The organism is Maribacter sp. (assembly GCA_020629415.1).
In the GTDB taxonomy this organism is placed as follows: Bacteria; Bacteroidota; Bacteroidia; order Flavobacteriales; family Flavobacteriaceae; genus Maribacter; species Maribacter huludaoensis.
In genome coordinates this window covers 18,612-21,152 of the sequence record JAHDDL010000053.1, presented here as the reverse complement: position 1 = coordinate 21,152, position 2,541 = coordinate 18,612, and the positions used below count along the sequence as shown (strand labels likewise).

Annotated in this window: 3 protein-coding genes; 1 reads left to right on the top strand and 2 read right to left on the bottom strand. The window is 33.7% G+C overall.

Annotated features, from left to right (window positions below; translation table 11 throughout):
- Positions 1-272: 272 nt before the first annotated feature.
- Positions 273-770, bottom strand: a complete 498-nt coding sequence (locus QZ657_RS15755; RefSeq protein WP_291968040.1) for a hypothetical protein — start codon at positions 768-770, stop codon at positions 273-275.
- Positions 771-814: 44 nt separating this feature from the next.
- Positions 815-1,318, bottom strand: coding sequence for a hypothetical protein (locus QZ657_RS15750; RefSeq protein ID WP_291968039.1), 504 nt, complete (start codon positions 1,316-1,318; stop codon positions 815-817).
- A gap of 168 nt (positions 1,319-1,486) precedes the next feature.
- Between QZ657_RS15750 and QZ657_RS15745 the strand changes: the two genes are divergently transcribed.
- Positions 1,487-1,858: a GTPase gene (locus tag QZ657_RS15745; RefSeq protein ID WP_291968038.1), complete on the top strand. Its 372-nt coding sequence runs from the start codon at positions 1,487-1,489 to the stop codon at positions 1,856-1,858.
- Positions 1,859-2,541 lie beyond the last annotated feature (683 nt).

Sequence of the window (2,541 nt, the reverse complement as noted above, 5' to 3'; positions counted from 1 at the left end):
CATAATTATTCCAAAAATGAAATATTCGAACTTGTTTTTCATAATTATTGCCAACTAATGTATATGTATACAATTACATATATTCCGTTATATTTAGGAATATGTGTAATAGAAGTTTTAAATATACCAGTAAAGAATAAACCTACAATTAAGAATTTACACTCTATAACGGGAAACCATAATCGGTCAATATTTATGTATGGTTAGAGGAATTTTACGACCAAAAGTTGATGTGAAAAATTGCGATTATAAAGGATATAAGATTGTTTTATTTAATTTTTTGGCTCTGAAATTATTTGAAAACCTATACCATCAGTATATGCAAAAAAGAATTGAGCCAATGCAATAGCTGTACCCTGATATTGATAGCTATCTTGTAATTTATCGTTGTTGTAACATGTAATATCAAAGGCTATAGGTTTTCCTAAAGACACCTCTTTTTCTAAAAAATTGATGCCTATACTCATATTAATGGTGGTTTTTTCTGATTCTAAGCTGTAAAATGCACGAGAGTCGGTAATGACTTGAATCAAATCACCTATAGCTTCACTATCCGGTATTAATTTTCCAGTTTCTAAGTCAATAATTTTTGTGTCTAAGGCACTTGAACTTAAAACTATGTCAAATTGTTCTAATCCTTGTGTTATAGTGATATCAAATCTTTTAACTCCACTGTCATTTGATACATCGCTACTATTTGATTCTTTAGAACAAGATAGGGCAATTAACAAAAAGCATGTTGATAAGAAAAGTTTAATTTTGAAATGCATAGTGTATGTGGTATAATGTCTATTTTAAATTATTTTTTTTAAAACTAATTGGTCCTTGATTCCAACTCCACTCCCTTATCTAGCGAGTAGGTAAATGCATAAGCAAAACTACCGGCTATATTTTCGTAGCTAACATTGTTAAAATAAATAGGATCTTCTTCATTATTATAAAAAACTACTATAGAAAAATCAATTGAATTAATTTCATCTACATTTTTTGGCATGAGTTCAAAATTAATAGCTAATTTTTCTACTTCATCAAATGCTAGAATATTATTACTAATAATCGATTCCATAGGTGCTTCAAAATTATTTGAATATTCTATTAAATTAGTGCCACTATGGTATATTAACGTATTGCCTTCTGGATAAGCCGTTCCTTTTAATGTGGAAGCACCTGAATCAAAATCGAAATCTTCAGCGTTTTCAAAATAGATTAGGTATGATAATTGCCCTGGCTCTAAATTATTATTTGTGTCATCATTATTACATGCAGAAAGACAAATTAAAAGGAAAATTGATAATAAAGAGATTTGATGTTTCTTCATAGTGTTGATTAGATAGTATAATGAAAATTGGTTTTATTTTTTAAGTCAGAAAATTACTAAAATATAATTAAAGAATAAACCTACAACAACTATTTCGCACTCCTTTACGGGAAACCATAATCGGTTAAAATTTATGTATGGTTAGAGGAATTTTACGACCAAATGTTCATGTCAAAGAAAATTCTATTTATCTATAATGCCAATAGTGATACGGGAAGTAAAATGTTAGACTTCGCCCATAAAATTGTAAGCCCTACAACCTATAGTTGCAACCTGTGTTCATTGACACATGGGAAATTCACAGAGAAAAAGCAATGGAAAACGTTTAGGAAACGTTTGTTGGTAGAGGGCTATGAGCTAGAGTTCTTTCATAAAGATGAATTCCAAGAACGCTATAAAAGTAAATTTGGGCATAAGTATACTTATCCTATTATATTGGTAGAAACGGATCATGAACTAGAGGTGTTGGTGTCTGCCAAGAAGTTGAACGCTATGGAGACGGTAGAGGAGCTTATTAGTTCAGTTGGCAGTATTCAGTAACAGTTTTCAGTAGGCAGTGTTGATCGCTTCGCTTGGTTTTTGGTTGTAAGTTGTTGGTCTCATTCGGTCGTTGAGCTTACTCGGTCACTGAGCGTAGCCGAAGTGATTTTTGGGTTGTGAGGTGAGTTTGCGTGGTCCAGTCCCTTCGACTTCGCCATCCTTCGGCAGGCAGGCTCAGGATGACATTAGGGTTTCAGTGGTCAGTAACAGTAAGCAGTGCCAGTTTTCAGTAGACAGTTATAGTGAGCGGTAGTTGGTTGTGCCACTGTCAGTTCTAGTGGATTTCGAGGTAAGAGAAATTTGCTTGCCCGCCGACAAGGAGGGTATCGAGAACAGGTTTGGAACACGCGAAGGTTCTCGATACAATTTTAGGCTTTCGTTGCACTCAAGCTAAAATCACTCGAACTGACAATGCGTTTACGAGATGGGTGTCGTGTTCCAAACAAACAGATAGCCGCGCTTTGCTCGTTATGACGTTGATAAAGAAGTACTAAGTATTAAGTACAAAGTATTAAGTCGTAAGTAATGAGTGCTGAGTACTGAGTATTAAGAAAAAGAGTATTAAGAAGTGGATAGAATAAGGTAAACAATACGGAGTACGAAGTACGAAGAACCAACACGAACAGCTTTGTACTCATTACTTAATACAAAAAAACGCGCAGCGTTAAGAATACTGCCAACTG

Excerpts from the sequence above, each read along its gene's own strand:
- QZ657_RS15755 (WP_291968040.1), bottom strand. The coding sequence starts at position 770 with ATGCATTTCAAAATTAAACTTTTCTTATCAACATGCTTTTTGTTAATT.
- QZ657_RS15745 (WP_291968038.1), top strand. The coding sequence starts at position 1,487 with ATGTCAAAGAAAATTCTATTTATCTATAATGCCAATAGTGATACGGGA.
- QZ657_RS15750 (WP_291968039.1), bottom strand. The coding sequence starts at position 1,318 with ATGAAGAAACATCAAATCTCTTTATTATCAATTTTCCTTTTAATTTGT.